Below are 26,817 nucleotides of genomic sequence, written 5' to 3'. Positions count from 1 at the left end.
TTGACTCGCAAGCCGGGAAGCGTCAATCAGGGTGCATCTACCATTCCTATTTCCCGCATCCTACTTTTCACATCCGGAAACTTTTGGCCAAATTTCTGCTAAATTTCTGCTAATTTAAGGGAAGCGTCTTCTTTCCCGCATCTATTCTTTATCTATTCTCTATCAGAGAAAAAAAATCCCAGCTTGACTCGCAAGCCGGGAAGCGTCAATCAGGGTGCATCTACCATTCCTATTTCCCGCATCCTACCTTTCACATCCGGAAACTTTTGGCCAAATTTCTGCTAAATTTCTGCTAATTTAAGGGAAGCGTCTTCTTTCCCGCATCTATTCTTTATCTATTCTCTATCAGAGAAAAAAAATCCCAGCTTGACTCGCAAGCCGGGAAGCGTACATCAGGGTGCATCTACCATTCCTATTTCTCGCATCCTACCTTTCACATCCGGAAACTTTTGGCCAAATTTCTGCTAAATTTCTGCTAATTTAAGGGAAGCGTCTTCTTTCCCGCATCTATTCTTTATCTATTCTCTATCAGAGAAAAAAAATCCCAGCTTGACTCGCAAGCCGGGAAGCGTCAATCAGGGTGCATCTACCATTCCTATTTCCCGCATCCTACCTTTCACATCCGGAAACTTTTGGCCAAATTTCTGCTAATTTAATTTTGGTTATTTTGTTGCCTATTTGTTATTTGTTATTTAGGTTAATATGCTAACAACAAATAACAAATAACAAATAACAAATAACGAATAATTCTAACTCTTTTGCGGGACGATTTCTTTGATTCGGGCTTGAATTGCGGCTAGTTCGTCCACCCCTTCATAACCATAAGGGTTATAACTATTTTCCACAATCATTTCCTCTAAATATCGCACCCGTTCTGCGGAGGGTGGGTGAGTCGATAACCACGGCGGTGGGGCTTTATCTCCGTAAAGTTTATCAAGTCTGACCATCACATTTCTGACGCCATCGGCAGCATATTTTGTACCCGCTAAAACTCGCGTTCCTAAAATATCTGATTGCCGTTCATTCTGACGAGAATAAGCCCGATTTAACAGTTCAGCAATCACATCTCCTAAGGGTAAAACACGGTTTAAATTGGATAATAATGTCCCTTTAGCAATGCGCTGATAGCCGTGGGATAGTACCGCGTGGCCGACTTCATGGCCGATTAATCCCATTAATTCTGCTTCGGATTTCAGTTGCATTAATGCCCCCGTATGAATAAATATTTTACCTCCGGGCATGGCAAAAGCATTGAGGGAATCATCGGCAATCACATTAAATTCATATTCAAATTCATCGCGACCCATTAAGCTGGCGACTTGCTGACCTAATCGGTCTACATATTCTAAAATTTGTGGGTCTTCAACTAACATCCCTTGGCTTCTATACTCTTGTTTGTAAGCTTCAGAAAATTGTTTGCCAAAGGAAGATTCGCCTTGCAATAAGAGCATGGTTAATTGCAGGGTGGGAATGCCGCCAGCGGCATTGCCGGTTAGGAGGTAATCGCCAATATTAATCGCGCCACTGAGAATCGCTTGACCGATTAATCTCCGCTTCATCCCTCCTTGATATTTTTTCAAATATTCATCGGCAATTTTGGTGAATTCTCCCGCCTTTTCGTGTTCGGGAAAGAGTAGGGCAAATTGCCGCGCAGAAATTGAGGCTTCTAGCCATTGTTTATCCTCGGCTAAGGCTTTGATTTCGGCAGCAATTAATGACGGTTCATTGGGATAGAGGTTGGTGGCCCTTTCTAGGGCGGCGATCGCCAAGAAGAGGCGATCGTATTGTCTCAAAGCATCTACTAATAATAAATGACCGGGGATAAATTGCGGATAGTCTTCTACTAACTGTTCTAGGGCAATAAACAGTCGGCTTTGCATTTTTTGTTCAAATCCCGCTTGGGCTTCGCGCCAATAAACTCGCGCTGCTCCTCCCAGTTGTTCGGCATCATAGACAGGTTCAGGCAGATCGTTTCTGCCAACATTTGAGGAGTAAGGGGGTTTAACTTCGCGATAAATTCGTTCTGCCCCAGAGACATTTCCTTCTCGAAAGAGGCGATCGCCTTCCGCTAATCTTTGTAATTGGTTGCTATCCGAGTTTTGGGCGAGTTGGAAAACCTCCTCAAGACTGGGGAGGTTGCTGTTTTGCCAAACAAAACCGGGAGTTTGGCTGGGGGTTTGGTTGGTGGTAGGCGGTAATTTTGACTGAACCCCCAGGGGGAAGCCAAAATTCAACAAGTTGACGCTGAGAAATACAGCTAATCCTAGCGCCACCCAGCGGAATTTTCGCAGTTTTTTCATTTTGCTTGTCTCCTTATTTCCGAAGTGGTCAAAAGCGTTTTCTAGGGCAGGATTTAGAGTGATTAGAGTTAAATGAGTAGTTCGCACCCCAGACATCCGATCTATATATACCCTGTGAACAATACCCTAGAAGTTCAATCCCTTGCCGGTTTCTTAAGTGTCTAGATCCATTTACCCGGTCAACAAGTTCCTGAGAATACAGCGTCAGCTTTCAAAGGTCAGCTTTCAGAGGTCAGCTTTCAGAGGTCAGCTTTCAGAGGTCAGCTTTCAGAGGTCAGCTTTCAGAGGTCAGCCTTCAGGGTTTAGCTTTCAGCTTTATTCTGAATATGAAAGGCCGATATTTGGTGCCGATATTTAACGCCCAAGACTGATAGCCGATCGCATTTTTCACGCACAAATCACTCTGGCTAATCCTCTTTTTACCTCCATTTCTATTGGTAAATACTCGACTTGCTCCCCATCCACCGTTAAAATACCCTGGGGGGTTAAGGGTTCTAAGCGAAAACCCCGTACTTTATAAAATTCGATTCCCGGTAACGAGAGATGCTTTCCCTGGGCAGCTTTTAAGAAAGCTAAGAGTAAGTTTAACTTAGAAATTCCCCGGCGGACTATAATAATATCCATCATCCCATCAGATAAATGGGCGTGAGGTGCCGCTTTGATATTTTGGGTAGCATGACTAATATTCATCGCCCAAATTAATACAAAGTCATCTTGCATCACTTGCCAATCTTGCTGCTTTGTTGGCGGTATTTGTTTATCTGCTGCCAGACAATTTGGACATTTTTTAAAGGTTTGACATTCACTTTGGTATTCACCCATGAGAGAGGCGACTCCCGTAAGGGATCCGCTACGCGTAATCGCCTCTGTTTCTGGTAAATAAGCGGGTAAATAAGCAAATTTTCCTGGATAATGACGCAATGTCGCAATTCGCATCAGGGCATAAATATCGGTTCTGAGACTGCCTAAAAACCTTAATTTTTCTGATTCAATATCTACATCACTAATAATTCCCCAACCAAGAGAAAGAAAACTATAAAATATTTGGCCAGATTGTTGAGTTTTAGCAAGATCCAAAGGGCGATATTTTCCTTGGGTAATTCCTTTGGCAATCAGAAAAGCCGCACTTAAGGGATCGTCCGGTTCACCGGAAATTTCTAATAAAGTTTTAGCTAACCCATTCCCCGTTCCCGTTGGAATAATGCCAATGGGTTTGAGGATTGCTGTTTGCCAATCAGAACGATTCATTAATCCATTGATTGCTTCATGGATGCTGCCATCACCCCCGACGATGATAATCCCATCAATTTCTGAGAGATTAATTTCACTTAAGGTGTCTTGAATTTGACCAGTACGGGTGGTTTCTGTTAAGGTATATTCCAGATGACTATTGTCTAATAATGGACTAATTTGCTGGAAAATTATCCGGCTTTGTTTTTTGCCACTTGTCGGATTTAAAAATATCTGTAACCGCTGATTAACTGCCGGATTTTGGTTGTCAATCGGTAAACCTCGAATCAGGTTTTGAATCGCCACTATCCAGCGCGATCGCACCTCAGTATTGGGACAAGCAAATTCATAAGTTTTTAACCGGCGTTGGCGTTTTTTTCCCAAACCCAAAACTGCTGATAATTCTACCAAATGATAAGCTTTAACTTGAAAAAATGCTTCCTCAATATTTTCTAATCTATCGCATATAGATACCCCAACTACATCGTCTAAGCTTAAATAGCTTTCTTGGCTATTCTGGAAAAATATCAAGTAATTTTCCGTTAAATACCCTAAAGGATAATCAGGGGTATTTTCCGCCAACGGTTTTGGGCTATCTATAAACCAGAGGCAATCGCTAAATATTCTTTCCTGGATTTTTTCCTGCATTCTTTCCGTAATTTTTTCCTGCATTTTTTTCTGCTTTTTTTCTGCAATATTATTAGTTAATACATCATATAAATGATGCAATATTTATATGATTAACTTAATCAGATAAATTTGGCGATATATTGGCGATATATTGGCGATATATTTTTGGCTAGGGTGGCCAATGCTTGCTACTTAAACAGGTCGGCCATGCCCAACCAACATTTTTCTATTCCCTGTTTCCTATTTGATTTCACTGAAAATGCGCTATAATAAATTGAGAAATTTCGCTCACTCTATATTTTACCACTATGCCCCCGATTTTACAAGTATTTTTTCAGGATACATCCAATATACTCTGGCTAATTTGTCCATTATTTATCGCGGGAATAATCGAAGCATTCCTCTGGAAAACTCCACTATTTGAACCGTTAAACTTTCCCATTAACCAGTCATTATTTGGAGCAAACAAAAAATGGCGCGGCTTAGTCAGTCTTCCCTTAACCAATGCGGTCAGCGTCTTATTATGCCAAATATTAGAACCTTTGCTCATCAAAGACCCTCTGCCTAATTGGATATCTTTGGCATCTTTTAACTGGTTAGAGTATGGGTTACTGGTTGGATTAGTGTTTAACTTATCTGAATTACCCAATTCTTTTATCAAACGTCGCTTAGGAATTCCCCCTGGGGATGAAAGTAGTCTGCTATTTTATTTTGTGGATCATACGGATTCCCCTTATGGCACCTTACTTTTATGGTATTTTTACTTTCAATTTCCGGGACATATGATTCTTACGGGATTGCTTGTCACCCCCCTATTATTTATGACCGCTACTTGGATTAGAAAAAAATTGGGCTTAAAATAGAGTCATCAATCAGTAAATTAGCCGTTAATCAGCAATGTCTAACACTCCAAAAGAAACTAAAGTTCTCCTCCTAACCCTAGTCATCACCTTAACCCTGCTGGGGATAGGATTTTTCTTTTTTCAGCGATCGGGTGGCATCCAATCGATTACTGGAGGCAACAATTCGTCAGAAAATGGTGACAATTCTGCCGATAATTCCCCCAATCAAACAGTTATAGAATATCCTGAAACCTTTGCTCAAGTGAAAAATGTTCCCAAAGGATTATTTAGTCATGGTGGCAGTACCACTTGGGCGCCCATTAGAGCAGAAATTGACCCAGCAATTCAAATCGTTTGGCCACAATTTCAACTGCGTTATACGGATCCCGTCCGAGAAGCCCCCAGTACGGGTACGGGAATCTCTATGCTATTAAATAATGAACTGGCTTTTGCTTTATCTTCCCGACCGATTTCTAAAAATGAATATGAAACTGCCGAAAAACGAGGCTTTAAAATAAAAGAAATCGCAGTGGGGATTGATGGAATTGCCGTAGCAGTTCACCCCAGTTTAGAAATTCCCGGTTTAACCATTCAACAACATGATGATATTTATGCGGGTAAAATTACTAACTGGAGCGAAGTTGGGGGCCCAGATTTAAAAATCCAGCCTTATGGTAAAATAGGTAGAGACGATCCCAATTACGCTATCTTAACAGAGACTACCACTGAAGCTATCAGAATGGTAGCGAGAGATATGGGGGGAATTTACTGGTCTTCCTCTACATTACTGGTGCCTCAATGTACGGTAAAAACTGTACCAATTGGTAAAAACCCTGGTGAATTTGTTGCCCCCTATCAAGAACCGTTTATCCCTCTTTCCCAATGTCCCAATCGACGGAATGAAGTGAATGTGAACGTATTTAGAAGTGGGGCATATCCCTGGAGTCGTCGTTTATTTGTGGTGGTGAAAGAAAATGGCCAATTGGATCAAATTGCTGGGGAAACTTATGCCCAGTTTATGTTGACGGATCAAGGTCAAGAAATAATTAGAAATGCCGGATTTGTCAGTCTGAGATAAGCCGAGTTTTATCTAGGGGGGATGGGGACTCATAGATTCCCTAAATCCTACACGGATATATTACGGGTAGGATGGGCGAAAGCCCACCCTACCTATGTTGTTTAATCGCCGTTAATCGCCAGATTTGCGTAATTCCTAATATCAGAATATCAACAAATTAATAATTAATTGTTAATTTCGATGGTAAATATTGAGCCATTAGGAGTATTATCTGTGACGGTAATATTTCCCCCGTGGGCATCAACCACCAGTTTACAAAAAGCTAAACCTAAACCGATTTGGCTCACGCCTTTCATCAAAGTGCCAATCTCGTATTTTTCAAAAATACCTTGCCGTAAATTCTCATTGACTCCTGGGCCTAAATCCGCCACCTGAACTTTTGCACCTCGTTCTTTTGGATAATCTACCAAGAGAGTGATTTCGCTGTTTTGTGGGGAAAACTTAATGGCATTGGATAATAAATTATCAATGGCTCGCCGAAATAGCATGGGATCGACTTTGACGGTACGATCATTCACTTCAGGGGTTTTTATAATCAGTTGTAAATGCTTGTCAGCGGCGCTGACTTCTAAATCGGCTACTGCTGATGCACAAATTTCACAGATATCTACATCTTGGTAATCTAAAACCAACTTATTCGCCTCTAACTTGGCTCTCAGGAGCAAATCATCTACTAAACGCCGCAGTTGTTGTGCTCCATAGAAAATTCTTTCTAGACTTTTCTGCCGTTTTTCCGGGGCTAGGTTAGGATATGTCAGTAGTAAATCGACGGTGGGAAGTATCATGGAAATGGGATTTCGCAAATCGTGGACGATCATGTTTACCATGTCTTCGCGAAATTGAAGTAAGTCTCGCAAATTGTCCAGAGAAGCTTTTAGGGTGAGTTGGGTGTTGACCCGGGCTAGGAGGATGGGAGGACTCACGGGTTTGGTGATATAGTCGGCGGATCCTAATTCCAGACCTTTCCGTTCGTCTTCGATTTCTGATTTGGCGGTGAGAAAAATCACGGGAATTTCTCGCGATCGCACATTCGCCTTGAGTTGGCGACAGACTTCATAGCCATCCATCCCTGGCATCATAATATCCAGCAGGATTAAATCTGGGGGATTGTCGGACTGGGCGATCGCCAATCCTTTTTCGCCGTTATTCGCAACTTTAACCCGAAAAGTATCCTTGAGTAATCCGCTAATAAAAGCCAGATTATCTGGGGTATCATCCACCACCAGAATCGTCTTTTTTTCTTGCGTATTTTGAGTAGTTTCCATATAGATACCCTGTTTAGTTATTTGATTTATTAACCTTAAGAGATATTAAAAGTTTCCCTAGCCAACAATAACGCGGCATGGGCTGCATCAAAATCAAATGAATTTACCGCATCCGCAATCGCACTATAACCCTGGGGAAAAGCATTTTTAAGTAAATCCGTATTATCTTGTAAAACTTCGGCAGCCTCCGCATCATTTTCGAGCAAGAGGTGAGAAAGTTGATGGCAGACTTCTGTCAATTTAGCCAAATCTATATCGACGGTAGCAGTCACGACTTCCGGTGCCAGTTTAATTTCTAATTGGTCAATCAATGTTTCCAGAGGTTGACGCAATGCCAGCAAAAATGCTTCGATTTCCCCAGGAGAAACCTCGTTTTTAACCGCAGTTTCTAAAGTTGAGGCTGCGGCTTGGATTTCTGCGGCTCCAATGTTGCCCGCTACTCCACGCAATGTATGGGCTAATCTTTCTGCTAGTTTGTAGTCACCAACTTCCCAAGCTTGGATAAATTGCTGGGCAAAGTTTTTCTGTCCCGATACAAATTTGCGTAACATTGACAGATAAAGTGATTTTTTGCCCAAGACCCGGCGCAGCCCTTCGCATATATTCAGACCCGGAATATCTGTAGGAATAGTCACCGGATTTTCGGGCTTGGCGATCGCCGGGACAGGAGTTTCTGCTGATTCCCTCTTGGAGGACTGGGGTGGAATCCATTTGAGCAAAGTATTCCAGAGATCCTCCGGTTCAATGGGTTTGGCCACATGATCGTTCATCCCGGCGCTTAAACAGCGATCGCGATCGCCTTGCATCACATTCGCGGTCATGGCCACAATCGGCAAAGTTTGGTAATCAGGATCTTGGCGAAGCTGAATGGTAGCGGAAATCCCATCCATTTCCGGCATCTGCATATCCATCAGCACCAGATCGTAATCATCAGTTTTGACTTTTGCCAGCGCAATCCGCCCGTTTTCGGCCAAATCAACCACAAATCCGGCATCCTGTAATAACTCTATGGCCACTTCCTGATTCACCTCGTTGTCTTCTACTAATAGAATCTTTGCCCCTTGGATGGTTTTGAGGCGATCGGCCAGCAGACTCGGCGGTTCATAATTGCTATTGGCCACATTTTCTCCCGTTTCACCGAGTAATCTCGCTAGACTGTCAAACACAATAGAAGCATTGACTGGCTTGACCAAAACATCGGCGATGCCCGTTGATTCTGCTTCTTGGAAAACTTCCTCTCTTCCGTAAGCGGTGACAATCAAATGATGCGGTTTATGTTTCAAGGAAATTTTTTTGATTCGGCGGGCAACTTCCAGCCCGTCCATAAATGGCATTTGCCAGTCCAGAAAAACAATCTCATAAGGACGATCGAAGGTATCAGCCGCAGCGACCGCATCCAAAGCTTCCTGACCGGAACTCACCAGATCCACATCAAATTTCATCTGTTCCAGGAGATCCTTCATAATCAGTCGGGCATTTTCGTTGTCATCAACCACTAAGACCCGTTTGCCTTGAATATCTCGACTCAGTACCATTCGCCGTGGCGGTAAGGTGCTTTTCTGCAAACAAACAGTACACCAGAAAGTGCTGCCTTTTCCATATTCGCTTTCCACCCCCACTTCACCCCCCATCAGTGCCGCAATCCGCTTACAGATGGCCAGTCCCAGCCCGGTGCCACCGAACTTCCGGGTGGTGGAAGTATCCGCCTGTTGGAAACTTTGGAACAATGTGCCCTGATGCTCTTCGGTCAAGCCAATTCCGGTGTCTTTGACTCCCAGGTACAGCACCACATCGCGATCTCGGTATTCTTTCAGCTTGACAGTGATGGTGATTTCTCCTTTTTCCGTGAACTTAACGGCGTTATTGGCATAGTTAATCAGAATTTGCCCCATACGTAAGGGATCGCCGATAAAATTTCTGGGCAAATTTGGCTCAATATCAAAGAGCAGTTCTAGTCCCTTAGCTGTTGCTTTTTCCGTAATCAGGGTCGCCACATTTTCTAAGACCTTTTCCAGATCAAAATCGATCTGTTCAATCTTCAGTTTCCCGGCTTCGATTTTGGAGAAATCGAGAATATCATTGATCACTCCTAATAAATGTTGACTAGAGGTTTGGATTTTTTTTAAATATTCTTGCTGGCGGGGAGTTAAATCAGTTTTCAAAGCCAGATGGGTCATGCCGATAATGGCATTCATGGGAGTACGAATTTCATGGCTCATATTCGCGAGAAAGTCCGATTTAATTCGGGTGGTTTCTTCGGCCAATTCTTTAGCCCGTCGCATTTCTGCTTCGGCGGCTTTAATTTTACTGATATCCGTTAGCCAACCTAAGACTCCGGGCTTGCCTTCATATTCCGTGGCGATAAAAGTAGCCATAATGTCCCGAATTTTGCCATCGGGTCCATACATTTTATAAGTACCCCCCTCAAATACCCCATAACGGCCTAGTTGTTGGAGCATATAAAGGCGATCGAATTTATCTGCATAGATTTTTTCTGGGTTGTCGCCAACTTTGAGATCCACTAGGGTGCCTATGCACGGGTTAGCAAAGCGAGTAATGTTGTCCACCGTGATGGCAACTCCTGTGGGGGCTTTATCCAAGATCCACTGCAATTGTTCGCGCTGGCGGATAATTGCCGATTCCGTTTGTTTGCGGCTGGTGACATCCCGTACCGAGGCAAAGACACTGATGCCACGATCCCCTAGTTCCGGCAAACGGACTAATGCGACTTCGATGGGAAACTTTGTCCCATCTTGACGCTGACCCTGTAACTCTAAGTTGCGATCGTTGAGGGGACAAACCTGCCCTTTGGCTTGGAAGTAATCCCCCAAGTCAAGCAGTCCGCCAGAACTATCGGTCAAACTCAGGATTTCCCACGACTGCCCCAGCAGTTCGTTGGACTGATAGCCAAACATGACATCGAGTACCGGGTTAGTCAGGATAATCTGCCCCCGCGAGTTAATCACCAGCATCCCATCCGGGGCATATTTAATGATCCCACGATACCAAGCTTCTGTTTGTGCCAGAATCTGGTTCTGATTTTTTTGCCAAGTGGTTTCCCGCAATACCACCAGCATGATGATTCCCGTCAGCAAGGTGGTTGCCACGGTGACACCAATGGCGATCGCATTCAGTCCCACCCCAGAATCAGGCATCGTGCTGAACGGATTACAGAAGAACTGGGTGGCGGTCATGGCGATATAGTGCATCCCCGATGTCGCCAAACCCATGACCACTGCTGAACTGGCTAAGGCATAGCCCCCAATTTCGCCAAAGATTTTGTTGATGTAGAAACGAAACCAGAGGGAGATCGTCGCCAAAATGATGGCCACGAGAATTGAGACAGAAAACAGCACGGGATTATAGCGAATCCAGCCATCTAACTGGATTGCTGCCATCCCTGAATAGTGCATCGTCCCAATCCCCAGTCCCACCAAGACCCCTCCAGCCAGTATTACTGGCAAACTGGGTTGGGGATGGGCGATGAAATGCATGGTGTAGATGCTGGCCCCTACGCTGGGCACCATTGACAGGATAGTGATCCAAGGGTTATAGCTGGTGCTACAGGACAAATGAAACCCCACCATACCAATGAAGTGCATTGCCCAGATGCCCACCCCCAAGGCTAATCCACTCAGGGAAAGAAGTGTCTGGCGAACCCGCTGACTGGCAACTTGCTCCGCAAACTGACCCATTAAAAACGCCATATATGACGTAAAAATGGCGATCGAGATCGAAAGAACGACCAAAAAAGGCTGATATTCCCCTTGATGGAGAATGTTGTTTCCTCCTATCTGGCCAATGAAATGCAAATAATCCCTGAACATTTATTGTTTACCCACAGAATCATTTTCTGAAAATTAGTCTCTATTCCGATCTGACAACTCACGGCAATAACTCACGGCAATAACTCACGGCAATAACTCACGGCAATAACTCACGGCAATAACTCACGGCAATAGCTCACGGCAATAACTCACGGCAATAACTCACGGCAATAACTCACGGCAATAACTCACGGCAATAACTCACGGCAATAACTCACGGCAATAACTCACGGCAATAACTCACGGCAATAACTCACGGCAATAACTCACGGCAATAACTCACGGCAATAACTCACGGCAATAACTCACGGCAATAACTCAGGGCAATAACTCACGGCAATAACTCACGGCAATAACTCACGGCAATAACTCACGGCAATAACTCACGGCAATAACTCACGGCAATAACTCACGGCAATAACTCACGGCAATAACTCACGGCAATAACTCACGGCAAATTTTCTCCGGGTTTATTTCCAAATATGACCCGGTTTAAAGAGCCTTTCCAAGATAGTGATTTACTATCATTATATACGATTAACTATGCCGATAACATCAGTATTTATACGGTTTTAATCTCTGTCTTACCGCTATTCTCCGTAAAAATTAGATGAAAAATGCTTGGCACAATAAATCGGCCAAATTAATCGGTAAAATTAATCGGCAAAATTAATCGGCAAAATTAATCGGTAAAATTAATCGGCCAAATTAAACAGCGATCGCTTAAACGATCGGGGATCTATCAGGGAGCCTAAGATTCAATTAAGACAAAACCGGGAAACATTTTCGCGATCGCATTTCCTAGCTCATATTCCACCCGTTTTTTCCCTAACATATCGGCAATCACCAAATAACAAATTTGCGATCGATCCACCCTCATGCCCACTCGCCATTGATCGTTAGGGCTAGAACTGGGTAATTTGATAATATCCGGCAACATATCTTTAAACCGAGTGCCTTTAGACTGAGGATCGACCCAAAGGGTCAAGGTCAAGGGTTCATCATGGAAAGTAAATAACGGCGGAATATCGGCAAACTGGGGTTGAGCTAATTCCGTTAAATTTCTGCCCCCTTGCACTAGGGTAATATATCGCTCCTCTCGTTCTGCTTCCGAGTTAATCGTATCGACGACAATTCCCAGACTATGCACATATTTTTCCGTGGGATCGACTAAACCATTGGCAATTAAACAAGCACCATAAGAAATAGCATAAGCACTATTGGTAATATTAAAATTGCGGTCAAAGCGCTCGTCTTCTTGAGAAATTCCCAGGGCATTGCGAATAGTTTTTTCCACTAATAAAAATTGAGAAAATCCCCCAACTAAAAATAGTCGGTCAATGGTTTGATTTTGTTGGGTAAACCAATGGTTCAGCCGGTGAATTACCGCTTCAATTCCCTGGGCGATCGCCGCAAATGCTTCCGTCACCTGAGCATAAGTGACGGAATAACCGCCGCCAAAGACATAAATCACTTGTGAGTCGTAAATATCCGGGGCTTTCAGGCAGTTCAGCAGTTTGCGGGTAACTCGTCCATGAGAGCCAATTTTTACCGCTTCAAACTCCGCTAATAAGCGCATAAATTCGGGACTATTTTCATCTAATGTGACCCCATGTTTTTCCCTATAAGCTTGTTGGACGCAACGGCGATCGAAAGCCACCCCCGCCGATTCTAGTCCGCGATCGCCTTGACCATCGAAATAAAGCACTTCCACTTTATTGTTGCCATAAATGCGACAAAGACTCACATCAAACGTGCCGCCTCCCATGTCACAAACCAGTAAATTGCCGGTGAACAGATCGCGATTCTGAGCGATCGCCCGTCGGTGCATTTCCCAGGTATAATAAGCCGCTGCCGCTACAGGTTCGCTGACTAATTGAGTTAACGGCAATCCTAAATCTTGAATCAATTTTTGCAAAGATTCTCGACCTCGGTTGTAAATATCCCGTTGCCAAATTTCCGGGACAGACACCACTAAACGGGCGATCCTCCCTTGTTGGGTCATAAAACTGTAGGGATTTTCTGGGGAAATCAACAATTCCCGCAGATAATCTGAGGTGACGCTGACCGCAGTCCGATTTGAGTCGGCGCGATCGCTCAATGTCAACAACTCTGGCTCCACGATGGGCAACCGCATCTTAAAATTGCCATAACTTTCCACCGTCGGATGATTCGCGGCAGTCGTCCGGGCGGCGGTGCCAATCTCGATAAAATTATCTTCGTAAGTAATAAAAGACGGAATATATTTATGCCCATTCGGACCTCCATACTGAAACGCTTCTAGCTCCCCTGTAGTGCCGAGATAAGAAATAATCGAGTTCGTGGTGCCAAAATCAAGGCCAATATTGTAGCCTGCATTGTAGCCTGCATTGTTTTCTGCCATGATTCTTTTTACTAGCTTATGCGCCGAATTTATGCCGAATCTATTTTAATCGCCTGTGGACATCCGCGAATATAGGTCATGGAGCTATTTGTTATTTGTTGGTGGTTGGTGGTTATTTGTTGTTTGTCCCTTGCACCCAGAAGTACCCAGAAGCACCCCACGCTCATCCTCAGCGGTGGTGCGGCAGCACATCAGCAGTGGGTGGCGGCAGTAAGGGAGCGTTACAGAGGGCTTCTTGGAGATCCACTCCCAGGGCGATCGCGCTGAGACAAATGGTTGTCAAAATAAACGCAGAATAGATCACTACTGAGCCAACAGCATTGATCTTAATGGCAGATTTATCAGTGGGGCTAGATACCAGCATAAAAAATGGCAAAAAGATTCTATTTTATATTCTAATTATCTCCGTACTCAGAGATAAATGTCATCGATAAAAATACGCAAATTACTACTAGAGCCATTTCTGTATTTTTACTGAGGAACTTTGTCAAATCAACACAATTGAGGCGACAGAGAATCCTAAAATTAGATGGCTATAAAATTAGAGTTATCAAAAATTTATCAAAAATTTATGATAACCGCTGTAAGAGAAAAAATTAGACAATTTTGGCAAAATTCGTGCAAAGCCTATGGCGGTGGATCCGCCATCGGTTGGGGGGATCGACCGCCATCGGTTGGGGATCCACAATCCCGGTCTATCAGTCCAGAATTGTCTATTAATCATTCTGAAGTGATCGGCTTGGGGTCAAGTCTGTAATCGGTGCGATCGCTCCAGACATTGAGGAGCCCCAGGGAGAATCCTCAGAAAAAAATCCCCAGAAGCGTTAACTTCACTCTTCTAGGGAACGGTGCAATAATACGATCTATCAGGTCAAAATCGAGATATCTTTAGATTTGAGAGAGTTCAGAGAGTTCAGAGAGTTCAGAGAGTTCAGAGAGTTCAGAGAGTTCAGAGAGTTCAGAGAGTTTAGAGAGTTTAGATCTAGGGATCTGATGTCACATTGATAGGCGATCAGCTATCTCCGCTTTAGTCACTTGTAAGGCAAAAGGTTTTTTTCATCGCCTATTCTCTGCCTATTCTCTCAGGTTTAATCGGTTTTGTCGGCAAGTGACCGATCTCTGAATATTCAAACCTTAACCGCTGACTTGACCAACTAATTGGGGGCGGGCGATCGCCGAATCACTGTCAAATCAAAAGTTCAATTGGGGATATGGGACATGGACTTAAAATCACATAGATTTATTTTGTATTTTCAAGAAGAACAAGCTACCGAACTTTGTCAGGTCGCTACGGTAAGAAGCTTTCAAGATGGAATGCTAGTTTTTGAAGAAAATGAAATCCCAGATAGCTTATACCTGGTATTAGCGGGTGAAGTCGAATTTAGCAAATCCCTTGGACCAAATCAGTACCAAACGATTGCTTGGTCGCATCCCAACGATTTTTTTGGTGAATTTGGGGTACTAGATGGACAACCTCGGAGTGCTAGGGCTATTTGTAGAGGTGAAACTGTATTGGCCAAAATACCCTGCGATCAACTCATGAATATTTTGGAGCGAACCCCCGGTAATGTAGTGATGAAATTATTTTCTCACGTTATTCAATATCTGCGGATTACCACCGATCAATATGTGCATGAAATTATGCACAAACAAAAAATGGCGTTAATTGGAGAAATGGTCAACGCCATTGTCCATGATTTTAAAAGCCCTTTTACGGGAATTCAGTTATCCAGTTCTATGATTAGAGATATTCATCAAGATGATGAAGAAACCCAGGAATGGTGCTATTTAATTGAAACCCAAGTTACCCGAATGTTGGGCATGGCAGAAGAATTATTAGAATTTACGCGGGGAACTTCCACCTTACAAAAAAAACCCGTAAATTTATCGGAAATATTAGCCAAGTTTGAAAGGCTGAATCGGATTTATTTAAAAGATGCCAAGGTGGATTTTGTGGTGGCTGGAGTTGATGAAATTGTTTTGTGGGCAGATGAAAATAAATTAATCCGGGTGTTGCAAAATTTAATCGTCAATGCGGTAGATGCTTTTGACGGTAAAGGAGGTATAATTGAAGTTACTGCCAGCGAAGAAAATCAATGGGTTAGTTTAAAAATTACCGATAATGGGCCGGGAATTCCCCCGGAAATTCAAGATCGCTTATTTGATGCATTTGTCACTTATGGTAAACGCGGGGGGACTGGCTTGGGAACCGCGATCGTCCGTTCAATTATTAATGCTCATGGTGGGGATATTTCCTTTACATCTAATTCCGCCGGCACAACTTTTTTGATTCGGTTGCCCCAATCAGAAACCCAAAGAGAAAGTTTAGTTAATTCAGTTAATTCAGTTAATTCATCAACTGTCATCAAGGAAAATCATCCCCTATCAACCGTTAATCATTAAAAAATATAACCTGATATAACCTTGGTGATTTGTTATTGCTTATTCGTTCTGGTAACTTGCAATTAACATAAGACAAATGTCAAGATTTATGACCCTCACAGAAAAAATTCTCGGTCAACTCCCCGGTAATGTATTCGCCGGACTGCAACGGGCTGATAATTTGTGGCGATCGCTTCGGGAAAATTCCTCCCCTAGTCAGGGGGCGATCCATCAAGCCCCAGAACCCCTAGACTCTGTAGAGTGGGATGTGGTGATTTGTGGAGGCACTTTAGGGATTTTTATTGGCACCGCTTTGGCGGTACAAGGTTGGCGAGTCGCCCTGCTGGAACGGGGAGAGTTGCGGGGACGAGATCAAGAATGGAATATCTCTCGCCAAGAGTTAACAGTGTTGTCAGAACTCAGCCTGCTCACCGATCAAGAACTGGCAGAGGCGATCGCCAGTGAATATAACCCTGCCCGGATTAAATTTACCGATAGCCCAGAATTTTGGGTCAGAGATATCCTCAACCTGGGGGTAGATCCGGTCTATCTCCTAGAAGCCCTTAAATCTCGCTTTCTGGCTGCGGGCGGTCAACTTTTTACCCAAACCGCTTTTTCCGGTGCCGTGATTCATCCTAATGGCGTACTCGTCCAAGCAACGGTTTCCCCAGGGCAACCGTCAGGGGCTGGAGGGGCTGGGGGATCGGCGTACTTCGCGAAAAAAGCCGAAAATCCTCTCGGCAAAACTTTTACCAGCCGCTTAATCCTTGATGTCATGGGACATTTTTCCCCTATTGTCCGGCAAGTACGCCAAGGGCAAAAACCCGATGGCGTTTGTTTAGTCGTCGGCACTTGTGCCAAAGGGTTTAGTCGGAATGATACCGGGGATTTAATGGTATCGTTTACCCCGATCGCCCATCAATGCCAGTATTTTTGGGAAGCATTCCCCGCCAAAGATGGGCGAACCACTTATTTATTTACTTATCTCGACGCTGACCCCAAACGAATCACCTTGGCGGATTTATTTGAAGACTATTTTCGCCTATTGCCAGAGTACCAAAATGTTTCCTTAGATCAACTGGAATTTGTCCGCGCCTTGTTTGGATTTTTCCCCTCCTATCGCCAAAGTCCCCTGCGATCGCCCTGGGATCGGTTACTGTTTGTCGGGGATAGTAGTGGCGCACAATCTCCGTTGAGTTTTGGCGGATTTGGCGCAATGTTGCGTCACTTAAAACGTCTTAGCCAGGGAATCAATGATGCTCTAAAAAACGATTTGCTTTCTCAAAAGTCCCTAGGGGAATTAATGCCCTACCAACCCAATCTTTCCGTAACATGGTTATTTCAACGGGCGATGATGGTGCCGGTGGAACAAAAAATTGCCCCGAATCAAATTAACCAGTTACTTTCTGGAGTATTTCAAGGAATGGCTGACCTGGGAGATCCGGTGCTCAAACCTTTTTTACAAGATGTAGTTCAATTTAGCGGACTGTCGAAAACCTTATGGAAAACGTCTATTACCCAACCGGGATTAGTATTCAAAATTATTCCCCAAGTTGGACTACCGCCTTTAGTCAACTGGATGCAACATTATATTAACCTAGGAATTTATACAGCTTTATGTCCGGTCGGTCAAGCAATAAATTCCTGGGTCAACCGTTTGCCCCTTTCCCAACAGTATGAATGGCGAAGACGGATCGATGCTTGGACTTATGGTTCAGGCTTGGACACAATTGATAATTGATAATTGATTGTGCGATTCGTTCACGCGGAAAGCGGAAGTAAGGAGGGTGCGTTAGGCGGGCAAATAACCTAAGCAAAAAACAACTAACCTTGATTCCCGCCGTAACGCACCTATCAGTGTTCACCTCTGTGAACCTCTGTGCCTCTGTGGTTCAAATTAATTATCTGTTATTTAACTACATCGTATCCGCCGTAACGCACCTAATGGATAATGGATAATGAATAATGAATAATGAATAATTGTCAGGAGGAATAGCTAACATGAAATGGACTGCGATCGCCCCCATTTTGCTGCCAACAATAAAGATAATTTCCACCCTGCTAATTAGTGGGGCAATTATTTTAGAAGCCTGGAATTTAACTAGCAATTTTATAGATCAATCTCCACCTGATATATTGAAAATGGACACATTTAAATGGGTGATTATCCTTGCCCAATTTGCTCTCATCAGTCATTTTATTGAAGCCATAATTGCCGGATTTGCTGCGAAATCCCAAGGGAAAAATCCCCTGAAGTCAGCGTTGTACACTTTTTTTGTGGGAACGGTTGGTTTACTGGAAGTTCTCAATAGACTACACCCGTCGGGGGTCGAAAACCCTTTTTAGCTGTCAGGGATTAGTAGGGGCGATCGCCTATTGCCTCCCGCACCCGATTTAATTATGATCGGGCGTTAAAGGGTTGCCTGTGGGTGAGGTGATTCCTGAGTATCCAGAACGGAGTAAGATTTCAGGACGCAATAAGACTATGAAAGCATTTCGCCCTTGGGTGAGAGAAAAAATTGCCGAACAATAGGAGGATAATATGAGCGATCGCACCACATTAGTTAGTTTACTCCGAGAGCGGGCATCTCGTCAGCCCGATCGCATCGCCTATACTTTTCTGGCAAATGGGGAAACGCCAGAAAATACCTTGACATATCGACAGTTAGATGGTAAAGCTAGAGCGATCGCCTCTCTGGAATAAATCTTGCATTTCCCCTGGAGAAAAAAGACTGCAAGAAGTTCAGGTAGAATTAGAGCGATCGCATTCCCGACTCTCCCAAATCAAAGCTTTTTTAGAGTATATTAAAAACCAAAAATCTAATCCCAAAGGAGAATTACGCTGTGGCAAAGATAGAAGAAATTCAGGCCGACTTAGAGCGATCGCAGCTTCGATTAGCAGAAATTAGAGCAAATTTACAACCGATAGATCCGATATCGGAAATCTCCAAGTATATGGAGGATTTTGAGAAAATTCAGGGATCGTTTCATCGAAATTATGTTCCGGTCTATTTTTGCATAAATTATTATCAGGAAAAACACGGAATCAGAGGCAACTTAGCGGAAATAGGAATATCTCGTGGGAAAAGCTTTATACCTCTTAGCTCTCTGTGTAAGCCTGGTGAATTAGCTTTAGCTGTTGATATTTTTGCGTCTCCCAAACCAGATTACGACGGTGTAATAGGTGATTATAATATTTTTTTAGACAACATCAGAAAATATTTACCCGGCCAATTAGATTCTATAAAAATATTGCAGGTAAACTCAGAAAAATGTACGTCCCAAGATTACCTCAATAAAGTAAAGGGAAAAAAAATGCGGATTTTTAGCGTTGACGGTTGTCATACCAGTGAGGCAACTGAAATTGACCTAAGAAATGCCTACAATTGCTTAGAAAAAGGAGGTGTGATTATTTTAGATGACTATTTTCATGCAGGGAGACCGGGTGTTTCAGAAGGTTTTCATAGATTTCTCTTCAAAGATAATCCAGACCTTAAAGCTTTTTTTATAGGATGGAATAAAATGCTGTTAACTCATTCTTCCCATGCTGAGGGATATATGTCTGCATTAAGGGAATCTATTTCTAACCTTATTCAAAAGGAGTTTTTAGGCTCGCCTGTAATGATAATTCCACCGCCCAAAATAAATTGGATATCATAATCTAAAATGCTCTTATAAAGAAGTTAGCACATAAATCAACGGGTAACGAACAAGACTCACGATGCTATCCAAAAGCCTAGAACAAGTAAAATCAGATTTAGAGCGATCGCACTCTTGGTTGACGCAAGTCCAATCAAAACTGGGACCCATCTCAACCACTAAAGAAGCCACCAAGACTCTGCTATCGTCCGATCGCAAAAAACATTATCTGAGCATCGGTGCGATTATGAAAAATGAAGCTCCCTATTTGAGAGAGTGGATAGAATTTTATAAACTTGTCGGAGTAGAACGATTTTATCTATATAACAACGAAAGTACAGATAATACAGTAGAGTTATTACAGCCTTATATTCGTTCGGGTGAAGTAGTTCTGGAACATTGTCCTACATCAATGAGACAGGTTAATAATGCCTATAACCACTGTCTGGAATATTATGGATCTGAATCGGAATGGATTGCTTTTATCGATATCGATGAATTTTTATTTCCCACTAATGAGGATAACTTAAAAACCATCCTGGATGATTATCTTGAATACCCGGGTTTGCTGGTGAACTGGTGTTGCTTTGGCAGTTCTGGACATCAAACTAAACCAAAAGGGTTGACAATCGAAAACTATACACACCGCGCCAACTCTAGCTGTGCAACAAGTCGAACTTTCAAATCTATTGTGAAACCGAGTTGCGTCCAAGCCTGTATAACCCCTCATAATTTTTTATATTTTACCGGCAGAAAACTCAAACCAGTTACCGAAAACAAGATTGCCTTTACACAGGTAGGACCAAGAGACCACCAAACCTTAACGAGTTCGTGGCAAAAAATTAGGATAAATCACTATATCATTCGTTCCAGGGAAGAGTTTATCGCTAAAAGGAGCAGAGGATCGGCTCTCTTTAACTTCGCTCGATATACAGGAGATTTTTTTGAAAGACACGATCGCAATGCAGTTGAGGAAGATTTAACCATTCAAAGATTTCTGCCCCAGTTGAAGCAACCTTTCCAAAATAAATTACAAAATATTTGAGCTTATACAGATGAAAAATATCCCCAATTTTATGATTATCGGCGCCCAAAAATGTGGCACCACTTCACTCTATAATTATTTGACGGCCCATCCTCAAGTTGTCCCGGCGAAACAAAAAGAGATTCAGTTTTTTAATAATTCTTTTGAAAAACAAGTGGATTGGTATTTAAAACAATTTCCTTCCATTGACTACGACAAAAATTTGATCACAGGAGAAGCCAGTCCTTACTATATTTTTCATCCTCATGTCCCCCAACGACTCTATCGCCTTTTTCCCGAAACTAAACTCATCGTTTTGCTGAGAAATCCAGTGGAGCGAGCGATTTCCCACTACTACATGGAACTGAGTCGAGGGAACGAATATCTTTCCTTGGCAGAGGCGATCGCCAAAGAAAGCGATCGCGTTGACCTGGAACTGGCTAAACTCGAATCCGACCCCAGCTATTACAGCATCGCTCATCGAAGGTATAGCTATCTCAGTCGCGGACTCTACCGAGAACAACTGCAACGCTGGTTCGATTGGTTTCCTCAAAAGCAATTTTTAATTTTAAAGAGCGAAGACTTATTTGCCCATCCAGCAGCCATTGTTAGTCAGGTCTTTAAATTTTTGGAATTGCCCGAGTATGAACTACCGGAATACCGCCGATATATGGCTGGCAACTACGGTCAAATAGACCGAGGGATTAAAGCCGCCCTCTCAGAGTATTTTCGACCCCATAACCGCCAGTTAGAACAATATCTAGGTAGGGAATTTAATTGGGATACTGATAATTGGGATTCTGGCAGCGAGTCGGTCAATAACCCCGACCCCATCCAAGCCAAACAAGAACTTTGTCAGAAATTAGCTGCCCTATCCGAAGTATCGCCAGAGCAAATTCGCACGGAAATTGCCCCCTGGCAAAGGCTAGAAATTCCCAACTCGCCTAAACCCAAACGCAAAAAACCCAACATCCTACTGCTGATGAGCGACCAACATCGCGAGGATGCGATGGGTTGTAGCGGCGGTTGGGTTCGCACGCCGAACCTCGATCGCCTTGCGGCAGAAGGCATCCGCTTTAGTAACTGCATTACCACCTCCCCAGTCTGCATCCCCACCCGCCTCAGTCTGGCGACGGGCTGGTATCCTCACAATACGGGCATCTGGGCTAACTGCAACCACACCTTATCGCCGGATAGCCGCACCTGGATGCAGGTCATTCGCGCCCAAGGCTATCGCACGGCGCTCTTTGGCAAGACTCACTGGCACTCGCAAAAAAGCGACCTGCGCGATGGCCTTCCACTCCTGGACGCCTACGGTTTTGACAAGGCGATCGAAGTATCAGGCCCCTGGGGTAACACTTCGATCCGCAGCCAGATGACCGATGAATGGGAAGCGGCAGGTCTGTGGCAAGCCTACAAAGATGACTTTGCCGAACGCTTTCGCTTCTGCCCGCAAATGGTCCGTCCCTCCCCTTTAGGCTTATACTACTACTACGATGTGTGGGTCGCTCGCCAAGCCTGCCACTATTTAGAAAGCTATAGTGGCGAGGAGCCTTGGTTTTGCTGGGTGAGTTTCCCCGGTCCCCACGAACCTTGGGACGCGCCGGAGCCTTACGCCACCCTGTACGATCCTGCTGATATGCCCGTCCCCGCACCGATTCCCACTATGGAACCAAACCGGCCCACTGGTTGGTTCGACGAACAAATTGCCAATCCTCGAGTGGTTTTGGAGAAGTCCGATCCGCCTCAAATGCGTGGGAATTACGCAGGCAATGTGACTTTGATCGACGACCAAATTGGTGAAATCCTCGGGGTTATCCAAAGACGGGGAGAGTTGGAAAATACAATTATTGTTTATATTTCTGACCACGGGGAGATGAATGGGGACTGCGGTTTGACCTACAAGAGCAACTTTATGAAGGGATCGGTGCAAGTTCCCCTGTTGATTCGCACCCCAGAAACCTTGGAAAGCGTTGCCGGTTCTGTTTATCCCCACCCAGTAGAATTGCTGGATGTGGGGCCTACCCTAGTAGCATTGGCTGGGGGAACCTTAGACTACCCGCAATTTGGCAAATCCCTCGTGCCGGTTTTGAGAGATACGAATCAATTACATCGGGAAGATGCGCTTTCGGAAATTAGACAAGAGGTAATGCTACTCCAGAGTCGTTGGAAAGTAGCCCTCAACAAACAAGGCAGGGTCTATCTCCTGTTTGACCTCGAAAATGACCCCCAAGAAACGACGAACTTGGCTGGTCGCTCGGATATGATGAAAATTTCTGCCGAACTTCGTTACCGAATTTTAGAGCGAATTAAACAATCCCAAGTTCAATCCGAAATCTAATGACAAAGCAATTGCAGCTAAAACTTCCCCCCTTGGGGCCAAATTTGGTGGGCGCTACGGGCGGTTCTGGTACTCGCGTGGTGACGAGAATTTTGCGTGCTGGCGGGATGTATGTTGGCACGAATTTAAATAGGGCTGAAGACGCGATGTATTTTCAGAGTTACTTAGACGATTGGATCAACCCCTTTATCTCTCGAACTTGCTTTAGTGACTCAAGGGAGATCGAAAGAGAAATGATTCACAATTTGGAAGCCCCTTTGAGCAAATATTTAGAAGACTTCCAGGCGGAAGAACCCCAGCCGTGGGGATGGAAAAATGGTCGTAGTATGTATTTGTTTCCTTTTTTTCATCACCTGTTCCCCCGGATGAAGTTCCTGCATATAATTCGGGACGGGCGAGATATGGCTTATTCAAAAAATCAAAATCAGCTTCGTAAACATGGCAGCCTGTTTTTGTCTTCTACGGAGCAGGAGCAATGGTCTAGTCCCGTCCAATCGATCGCCTTGTGGAGTCGCATCAATTTTTTGGTGGCAGAATATGGGGAGAAAAATCTGCCCGGTCAATATCTGCGGATTCGCTTTGAGGATTTATGTACGGCTCCCGTAGCAACTATTTTTCAGATTTTTGAGTTTTTCGGTCTTCAAGGCAATGCTGAAGCAATTACCAAGGATGAAGTTTCTCCTCCTGATAGTATCGGACGGTGGCGCAATGAAGATATGCCTACTTTAGAACTTTTGCATCAGGTGGGAGGAACAGCACTCAGAAAGTTTGGCTACGGGATTACTGCCGAGTTTCAGCAACAAGACAACAGGGAAAATAAATTGAGTTTTTACCTGCCCTCCAACTCGGTTCCAGAGTTGCTAGAATTTCCAGAACGCTTACAAAACATTCATTCTCAATTAAAAAAATCGCGCGATTGGCTCGCTCTTATTCGCACCAACTTAAACTCATCGTCAGGAGGCTGATTTGTCCAAAACTGCTATTTTGATTGTGAATGCTAGCGCTCCCGGAAACAAGATACCCTGGCTCGATTGCTGCTTGCGGCAAATCGAGCGGCATTCTCGCTCGTCTAACTATCAAATCTATATTGCTAATGGAGAAAGTGAAGCCGAGGGGCGATACGCCGCTGCTACCTACCCAAAAGTTAAAGTATTTTCTTATCGGACAGAGGAAACGGACGCCAAACAACACTCAGCGGGTTTGGATTTTCTCATCGAGCGCTTAGACAAGGAAATTGAGTATTTTATTACTTTAGATTCGGATGCCTTTCCTATTCGCGATCGTTGGATAGAAATATTGACAAGTTTTATCGCAACCGGAGTCACCGCTGTCGGGGTGTATCGTGACGAATTTGCAGGCCAATTTGAACCCTTCGTCCATGTTAGCTGCCTTTGCATGAGAAAGCAGGACTATTATAACCTGGGTATCCGGTTTGCCGACGGCTACAAGCCAGGGCAGGATTTTAGCTATTACGCAAATTGTGAATGGTTAAAACGAAAAGCATCTTTGGTCGGTCTGCGCCGCAGCAATGTCAATAATCGCCATTTTTTAATAGCCGGAGTGTACGGCAATTTAATTTACCATCATGGTGCTGGCAGTCGGCCTCCTGTTTTCCGAACATCTGAAGATCCAGCACAGAACGAAGCAGTCTGGAAGGATTTACGAGAAGCTGCTTTGACAAACTTAGATGAGCTAATCACGGGGCTGATAGACTGCCCATACGATGCTATTGAGACTCTACCGATTCCCACGGTGAGGGTCAAGCAGCAGAATATGAATTTAGCTTTAATCAATCGGGATTGGCAAAAATACAGCCAATCTCTGGAAAACACTGGGCAACAAAAAACAGAGTTTACTTGTGGGAAAGGCGTGTTTATTTTAGGAATGCACAGAAGCGGAACTTCTTGTTTAACGGGAATGCTCGAACAATATGGTTTGCATTTAGGGGAAGTTTCCCGAAGTAATGAATTTAATCAAAAAGGAAACCGAGAAAGTAAAGTTGTTATGCAAATTAACAACGAACTGTTATTGGCAAACGGCAGTTATTGGTACGAACCGGAGGAGGTGCAGTGGGTTCCGCCTCCCCTGAAGCAACGGATCGAGCAATTTAAGCAGAACCTCGGCGTAGGAAAACTTTGGGGAATAAAAGATCCGCGAATGCTGTTTTGTTTATCTGCTTGGTTTCAGCCAGACACGCTTTTAGTAGGGACTTTTCGACATCCCTACGATGTGATTTATTCTCTTAAAGATAGAGCAAACATTGTCTTACCTGAGCGAGATTGGCAGGATTTATGGTTTCGCTACAATTGCCAGTTAATTTCTTTGTACCGCCTCTGTCCGTTTCCAATTGTCAATTTTGATTGGGAGCCAAATCGCTACCGAGCGGCAGTACAAAATTTGGGACGATCGCTCTCTCTCGATATCGAGCGAGAAGACTTTTCCGACCCAGAACTACGCCATCATCGTTGTGGGGAAGAAATTCAAGACCCCAGAGCGAGAAAGCTGTATTCAGAACTGGTCGAAATTGCCGAATGCGAAGAAAAAAAGCTCCAGGAAGTCTCTAAAAGACCAGAGCAACTGCAACTCATTAAATTAGATCTAGAGCGATCGCGTTCCCGACTCTCCCAAATCAAAGCTGATTTGCACCTACCTCGATCGGGCGCTGGTGACATCAAAATCAGTAACATTTAGATGAAAAAAAATGGGAGAGAAGCATTCAAAAGTTTGTTGGCAAAATTCCGGATCATTTGAAATGTTTTACCCATCTTCAACTCAAAAAATCATGTCATCCAGACTCAAGCAAATTCAGGCTGATTTAGAGCGATCGCATTCCCGACTCTCCCAAATCCAAGCTGATTTGCAGCGGGAACAGCTTTCGCCCGTTCAAGTCAACAATAAACAAACTCAGTCCCAACTGCATCAAAATCACGAAAATTTACCAGGTTTCCCATACCGAATAGAATCCCCAGCCCAACCCATAAAAATTGATGCCATAGAGATTGCAAAAACCAGTAGCTTTGGGAACTCAATTCAGCAATTAATCAACGTTTTTTACTTTTGTCTAAAAAACAACATTTGTAAAATCTATACCAGAGAAAATTTTCTTTACATCAATTCAGAAGTAAAAATCAGTGAAAATGAAGAAATTGAGCTTTTAGTTCAAAGGAAACCTGGAAATGCAGAAGTCTTACTGTCTGGACGCTTCTTCTCTCCAAAGCAGCTTAACTGTACTTATAGTTCTGATGAATATGTGAATATTTTTGATCAATATGTTCTGCCAAGAATAAAATTACCAGTATCTCCTATTACAGTGAGTGACACTGACCTCGTAATACACTTTCGCTCTGGAGATATTTTTGCCAATAGTTCTCCCCACCCCAAATATGGACAACCACCCCTCAGCTTTTATCAGAAAGTTATAGAGCAAGAAAAACCTGACAGGTGCATTCTGGTATTTGAAGACAGAAGCAATGTCTGTATAGAACAGGTAGAAATTTTTCTAGCCCAAAAAGCTATTCCCTTTATTTGTCAATCTTCTGACGTTTATAGTGATATAGCTTGCCTGAAAAATTCAGTGAACTTAATCGTAGCCAGAGGGACATTTGGCGATGCAATTACTTTATTGACAAACCGGCTTAAAAAAGTTTATTTTTTTGAGGATCGATATAAATTTGAGTTGGCATTGCTTAGGGGAGCTAAAGTTTTTAGAGTATCTGATAAGACGGGGGAGTTTAAAGGTAAAGTATTAACAGGTAATTGGCAAAATACCGAAGAGCAGAAAAAACTGATGCTTAATTATGATGCCTCCAATCTGGAGATGCAAAATCTAACTTAAAGAAATATGCGTTGGTCTTGGTAAAAATAGGAGGACGACTA

General features: G+C 43.6%; 18 protein-coding genes. 13 read left to right on the top strand and 5 right to left on the bottom strand.

Annotation, left to right across the window (positions count from 1 at the left end; all coding sequences use genetic code 11):
* Positions 1–749 precede the first annotated feature (749 nt).
* Together ABWT76_RS26335 and ABWT76_RS26330 are read right to left on the bottom strand one after the other, a co-directional pair.
* Positions 750–2,300 carry a M48 family metallopeptidase gene (locus ABWT76_RS26335; RefSeq protein ID WP_054467292.1) on the bottom strand — a complete coding sequence of 517 codons (1,551 nt, stop codon included), beginning with the start codon at positions 2,298–2,300 and terminating at the stop codon, positions 750–752.
* 387 nt (positions 2,301–2,687) lie between these two features.
* Positions 2,688–4,202: a diacylglycerol kinase family protein gene (locus tag ABWT76_RS26330; protein ID WP_156331847.1), complete on the bottom strand. Its 1,515-nt coding sequence runs from the start codon at positions 4,200–4,202 to the stop codon at positions 2,688–2,690.
* 266 nt (positions 4,203–4,468) lie between these two features.
* Here ABWT76_RS26330 and ABWT76_RS26325 point away from each other — a divergent pair, with 266 nt between their 5' ends.
* Entirely contained in the window at positions 4,469–5,023 is a 555-nt protein-coding gene (locus ABWT76_RS26325; RefSeq protein ID WP_054467289.1) for a CDP-archaeol synthase, read from the top strand.
* 34 nt (positions 5,024–5,057) lie between these two features.
* On the top strand, positions 5,058–6,080 hold the full coding sequence (locus ABWT76_RS26320; RefSeq protein WP_054467287.1) for a PstS family phosphate ABC transporter substrate-binding protein: 1,023 nt from the start codon (positions 5,058–5,060) through the stop codon (positions 6,078–6,080).
* Positions 6,081–6,244: 164 nt separating this feature from the next.
* Here ABWT76_RS26320 and ABWT76_RS26315 read toward each other — a convergent pair whose 3' ends face one another.
* From ABWT76_RS26315 to ABWT76_RS26305, 3 genes are all read right to left on the bottom strand, one after another.
* Positions 6,245–7,345 carry a response regulator gene (locus tag ABWT76_RS26315; RefSeq protein ID WP_054467285.1) on the bottom strand — a complete coding sequence of 367 codons (1,101 nt, stop codon included), beginning with the start codon at positions 7,343–7,345 and terminating at the stop codon, positions 6,245–6,247.
* Between the two features lie 35 nt (positions 7,346–7,380).
* Positions 7,381–11,172 carry a response regulator gene (locus ABWT76_RS26310; protein WP_054467284.1) on the bottom strand — a complete coding sequence of 1,264 codons (3,792 nt, stop codon included), beginning with the start codon at positions 11,170–11,172 and terminating at the stop codon, positions 7,381–7,383.
* A 751-nt stretch (positions 11,173–11,923) separates the two neighbouring features.
* Positions 11,924–13,555, bottom strand: a complete 1,632-nt coding sequence (locus ABWT76_RS26305; protein ID WP_054467283.1) for an Hsp70 family protein — start codon at positions 13,553–13,555, stop codon at positions 11,924–11,926.
* Between the two features lie 1,218 nt (positions 13,556–14,773).
* Here ABWT76_RS26305 and ABWT76_RS26300 point away from each other — a divergent pair.
* The 11 genes from ABWT76_RS26300 to ABWT76_RS26250 all read left to right on the top strand — a co-directional run bounded on the left by ABWT76_RS26300 (position 14,774) and on the right by ABWT76_RS26250 (position 26,776).
* A complete protein-coding gene (locus ABWT76_RS26300) occupies positions 14,774–15,958 on the top strand; it encodes an ATP-binding protein (RefSeq protein ID WP_082348921.1) in 1,185 nt (394 codons plus the stop codon).
* An 88-nt stretch (positions 15,959–16,046) separates the two neighbouring features.
* Complete coding sequence (locus ABWT76_RS26295) at positions 16,047–17,678, top strand: FAD-binding oxidoreductase (RefSeq protein WP_190879436.1); 1,632 nt, start codon at positions 16,047–16,049, stop codon at positions 17,676–17,678.
* Between the two features lie 260 nt (positions 17,679–17,938).
* Entirely contained in the window at positions 17,939–18,283 is a 345-nt protein-coding gene (locus ABWT76_RS26290) for a hypothetical protein (RefSeq protein WP_054467276.1), read from the top strand.
* Between the two features lie 196 nt (positions 18,284–18,479).
* On the top strand, positions 18,480–18,641 hold the full coding sequence (locus ABWT76_RS26285; RefSeq protein WP_190879403.1) for a hypothetical protein: 162 nt from the start codon (positions 18,480–18,482) through the stop codon (positions 18,639–18,641).
* Positions 18,607–18,846 carry a hypothetical protein gene (locus ABWT76_RS26280; RefSeq protein ID WP_190879405.1) on the top strand — a complete coding sequence of 80 codons (240 nt, stop codon included), beginning with the start codon at positions 18,607–18,609 and terminating at the stop codon, positions 18,844–18,846. The genes ABWT76_RS26285 and ABWT76_RS26280 overlap by 35 nt, the downstream gene beginning before the upstream one ends.
* Entirely contained in the window at positions 18,782–19,597 is an 816-nt protein-coding gene (locus ABWT76_RS26275; RefSeq protein ID WP_054467272.1) for a class I SAM-dependent methyltransferase, read from the top strand. Before ABWT76_RS26280 ends, ABWT76_RS26275 begins: the two co-directional genes overlap by 65 nt.
* Positions 19,598–19,823: 226 nt before the next feature.
* Positions 19,824–20,621, top strand: coding sequence for a glycosyltransferase family 92 protein (locus ABWT76_RS26270; protein WP_190879407.1), 798 nt, complete (start codon positions 19,824–19,826; stop codon positions 20,619–20,621).
* 10 nt (positions 20,622–20,631) lie between these two features.
* Positions 20,632–22,941, top strand: a complete 2,310-nt coding sequence (locus tag ABWT76_RS26265) for a sulfatase-like hydrolase/transferase (protein ID WP_354635214.1) — start codon at positions 20,632–20,634, stop codon at positions 22,939–22,941.
* The gene (locus tag ABWT76_RS26260; RefSeq protein WP_354635213.1) at positions 22,941–23,906 is read left to right on the top strand and encodes a sulfotransferase; all 966 of its coding nucleotides are present in this window, start codon (positions 22,941–22,943) and stop codon (positions 23,904–23,906) included. The genes ABWT76_RS26265 and ABWT76_RS26260 overlap by 1 nt, the downstream gene beginning before the upstream one ends.
* 25 nt (positions 23,907–23,931) lie before the next feature.
* On the top strand, positions 23,932–25,632 hold the full coding sequence (locus ABWT76_RS26255) for a hypothetical protein (protein WP_354635212.1): 1,701 nt from the start codon (positions 23,932–23,934) through the stop codon (positions 25,630–25,632).
* 166 nt (positions 25,633–25,798) lie between these two features.
* The gene (locus tag ABWT76_RS26250; RefSeq protein ID WP_354635211.1) at positions 25,799–26,776 is read left to right on the top strand and encodes a hypothetical protein; all 978 of its coding nucleotides are present in this window, start codon (positions 25,799–25,801) and stop codon (positions 26,774–26,776) included.
* The last annotated feature ends 41 nt before the right edge of the window (positions 26,777–26,817 follow it).

This window comes from Planktothricoides raciborskii GIHE-MW2 (assembly GCF_040564635.1).
GTDB classification, from domain to species: Bacteria; Cyanobacteriota; Cyanobacteriia; order Cyanobacteriales; family Laspinemataceae; genus Planktothricoides; species Planktothricoides raciborskii.
This window is presented reverse-complemented; position numbering and strand designations above follow the sequence as displayed.

Bases quoted from the DNA above. Each gene is read 5' to 3' on its own strand.
- ABWT76_RS26280 (WP_190879405.1), top strand. From the start codon at position 18,607: ATGGTAAAGCTAGAGCGATCGCCTCTCTGGAATAAATCTTGCATTTCC.
- ABWT76_RS26310 (WP_054467284.1), bottom strand. From the start codon at position 11,172: ATGTTCAGGGATTATTTGCATTTCATTGGCCAGATAGGAGGAAACAAC.
- ABWT76_RS26265 (WP_354635214.1), top strand. From the start codon at position 20,632: ATGAAAAATATCCCCAATTTTATGATTATCGGCGCCCAAAAATGTGGC.
- ABWT76_RS26305 (WP_054467283.1), bottom strand. From the start codon at position 13,555: ATGGCAGAAAACAATGCAGGCTACAATGCAGGCTACAATATTGGCCTT.
- ABWT76_RS26295 (WP_190879436.1), top strand. From the start codon at position 16,047: ATGACCCTCACAGAAAAAATTCTCGGTCAACTCCCCGGTAATGTATTC.
- ABWT76_RS26270 (WP_190879407.1), top strand. From the start codon at position 19,824: ATGAAAAATGAAGCTCCCTATTTGAGAGAGTGGATAGAATTTTATAAA.
- ABWT76_RS26325 (WP_054467289.1), top strand. From the start codon at position 4,469: ATGCCCCCGATTTTACAAGTATTTTTTCAGGATACATCCAATATACTC.
- ABWT76_RS26315 (WP_054467285.1), bottom strand. From the start codon at position 7,345: ATGGAAACTACTCAAAATACGCAAGAAAAAAAGACGATTCTGGTGGTG.
- ABWT76_RS26290 (WP_054467276.1), top strand. From the start codon at position 17,939: ATGAAATGGACTGCGATCGCCCCCATTTTGCTGCCAACAATAAAGATA.
- ABWT76_RS26285 (WP_190879403.1), top strand. From the start codon at position 18,480: ATGAGCGATCGCACCACATTAGTTAGTTTACTCCGAGAGCGGGCATCT.
- ABWT76_RS26300 (WP_082348921.1), top strand. From the start codon at position 14,774: ATGGACTTAAAATCACATAGATTTATTTTGTATTTTCAAGAAGAACAA.
- ABWT76_RS26320 (WP_054467287.1), top strand. From the start codon at position 5,058: ATGTCTAACACTCCAAAAGAAACTAAAGTTCTCCTCCTAACCCTAGTC.
- ABWT76_RS26260 (WP_354635213.1), top strand. From the start codon at position 22,941: ATGACAAAGCAATTGCAGCTAAAACTTCCCCCCTTGGGGCCAAATTTG.
- ABWT76_RS26335 (WP_054467292.1), bottom strand. From the start codon at position 2,300: ATGAAAAAACTGCGAAAATTCCGCTGGGTGGCGCTAGGATTAGCTGTA.
- ABWT76_RS26330 (WP_156331847.1), bottom strand. From the start codon at position 4,202: ATGCAGGAAAAAATTACGGAAAGAATGCAGGAAAAAATCCAGGAAAGA.